The sequence below is a fragment of the Lysobacter tyrosinilyticus genome (assembly GCF_054779815.1).
In genome coordinates, this window is sequence record NZ_BAAGXN010000020.1 from 1 (window position 1) to 2,517 (window position 2,517).

Genomic DNA, 2,517 nt, shown 5'->3' on the forward strand with positions numbered 1-2,517 from the left:
GTGTTCTATCGTGCAGCACTGGAGGCGGGGGCCAAAGACAATGGCGCGCCTGGACTGCGCCCGAACTATACCGGCAAATACTATGCCGCTTTCGTTATCGGTCCGGACGGACACAACATCGAAATGGTTTGCCACGAATCCGAGGCCTAACAATTCATTCAAGCCGAAGCCGCTTCGCGGCTCGGCTTAATTCAGGCGTTAGGCCCTTGAACAATATCCACACGCTGGTTGGGAAAGTCATAGACCAAGCCTTGGCTGAGGCTATGCGGAGGGAGGTTCCGATCTACACCTTCGCCCTGTACTACGACCATGAATCATCGGCGTTGTCTGTCTGCATTGATACCGAGCAGAACTCAAGATCCACGGTCGGTCGCATCAATAGCTACAACCGGCGCCACTTTGTCGCAGCCATGGCTGACAGCAATCTAAAAGGCGCAGCACTCTGGTGCTCAAACATCGGCCGGAGCCTATCCTTGGGCGATTTCCACATGGTCAATGTGGCTCGGGCAGACCTCCCCAATGGCTTTGTGCCTAGCCAGGGATTCTTTGCGGCGCTGGCACAGTCGCTCATCGCAGCAGAGTCTAGGGTGTCCGCCCAAGCCCGGGACCCTTCGTCTTTGCTTCTTTGCTGCTCCGGCGAGGACGATGAGGTTCAATATTGGTGGTCCGTCGCATAGTCGCGGCGGGCCTAACAATTCATTCAAGCCGAAGCCGCTTCGCGGCTCGGCTTAATTCAGGCGTTAGGCCCCAATGGAAAGATTGTTGCTACTGGTACTCGGCCCCTTAGTCGGCGCGGCCATCGGGCTGTGGATACACGGCCGCTGGCCTCAATCTCGTTTGCCTCTCATTACCGTTCTGGCGCTCAGCGCCGCTATCGTTGCTACCGCCGCTTCGCTTTCGTTCCTCTATCCCGGCCCCGCCAAGAACTACACCCCCGACTCGTTTGCCTGGATTGTCCGCGAGAGAGTTATCTATCCCGGCGGCATGGTGGCGTTTGCACTGCCTTTGCTACTGTCTGCGGCCACCAGCCTTCTTGCATCTCGCACAAAAACCGCGCGTCGCGCAATCTTTGTCGCTGGCCTGGTCGGAGCAGCTTCTGTTCCAATTGTGCTTATTGTTCTGCTGTTTACCGGGTGCAACTACGCAGGCGCGTGCCTATAGCGGGTTGGGCCCTAACAATTCATTCAAGCCGAAGCCGCTTCGCGGCTCGGCTTAATTCAGGCGTTAGGCCCCTATGAAGATTTTCGCCTTGTTGGCACTTCTGGTGATCGCTACGCCGGCGACGGCGCAGGATCTACTGGTGCGAGTTCGCGCCTTGACCGTCACAGAAACAGACTTCTGTTCCAACTGCACGCCTGGCAATGTCCACACGGCGTATTGGACAATCTACGAGGCAAAGGTCAAGCACGTCATAAAAGGCCACCTCGACGACAAAGTGATCCACTTTGCATTCGCTCAACATGCCCAGTACACACCGGAGGCTTTGAAGAGTTTAGTTGTCTATCTCAGGCCAGCCTCACCATGGCTTCACACGCAGTTTCAGGTTGACTACGAGGCCTCTGATGTTGCTTTCCGTTAGCGGGACGGGGCCTAACAATTCATTCAAGCCGAAGCCGCTTCGCGGCTCGGCTTAATTCAGGCGTTAGCGCCCTAATGAGACTTCTGCTAGCCATTGCGCTCCTCGCCCTTCCCGCAAGCACCCTTGCGTGTGACTGCGTGACTCCCAAGTACCCAACAAAGTCAGACTTCCTGCAGTCGTTGGATAACGCACAGGCCGTCTTTATCGGCACTGTGACCGATGTAGCCCATACCGGCTCGTTTGACACCGTTAGCTTCAATGTCACGGACTCTTTTAAGGGTGTGACCCAAGGCCCGGTCAAAGCTTCCACGCAATGCACGGAAGGCGCTGGCTCTTGTGGCTTCGGATTCTCCCCAGGCCAAACTTACCTTGTGTATGCCTGGCCGGATGGAAAAGGTGGCCTAGTCGTTGCACATTGCTCCTTCACCAAGGAGTACAAGCGCCGCACCCGTGAGATTCGCGTCCTGCGGGAGGGCGCTAACAATTCATTCAAGCCGAAGCCGCTTCGCGGCTCGGCTTAATTCAGGCGTTAGCCCTCTCGATGAATCGCGATCCCGATGCCCAAGTCGTATTGAGGCTCACCTCAACGCAAACTGGCGGCAAGAGCCGTTCCGTTACCTCTGGCTACCGACCGAACTATGCGATCCGAAGCGACTATCTGACATCAGTGCACCACGAGCTCATAGACCTCTACGAGATTGCGCCCGGCGGCCAAGGTATCGCAAATGTCTGGTTTATAACGCCGGAGATCTATCCTCATTCCCTGTGGGAGGGGCGGGAGATCCAAGTTTCGGAGGGCTCACGAGCGATTGGCTCTGCCACTATTTTGGCCGTCTTCAACCCAATGCTCCGACGTCACCGGGAAGAGGGCTAACAATTCATTCAAGCCGAAGCCGCTTCGCGGCTCGGCTTAATTCAGGCGTTAGGCCCCGCGATGT

3 protein-coding genes are annotated in these 2,517 nt (G+C 56.5%); all 3 read left to right on the forward strand.

All coding sequences use genetic code 11. The features are described from left to right. Positions 1-206: 206 nt before the first annotated feature. The 3 genes from ACYVGK_RS17765 (at position 207) to ACYVGK_RS17775 (ending at position 1,579) form a co-directional block, all read left to right on the forward strand. Positions 207-677 carry a hypothetical protein gene (locus ACYVGK_RS17765; protein WP_460736181.1) on the forward strand — a complete coding sequence of 157 codons (471 nt, stop codon included), beginning with the start codon at positions 207-209 and terminating at the stop codon, positions 675-677. 73 nt (positions 678-750) lie between these two features. Then, a complete protein-coding gene (locus ACYVGK_RS17770) occupies positions 751-1,161 on the forward strand; it encodes a hypothetical protein (protein ID WP_460736183.1) in 411 nt (136 codons plus the stop codon). Positions 1,162-1,234: 73 nt separating this feature from the next. Further along, positions 1,235-1,579, forward strand: a complete 345-nt coding sequence (locus ACYVGK_RS17775) for a hypothetical protein (RefSeq protein ID WP_460736185.1) — start codon at positions 1,235-1,237, stop codon at positions 1,577-1,579. Positions 1,580-2,517: the final 938 nt, after the last annotated feature.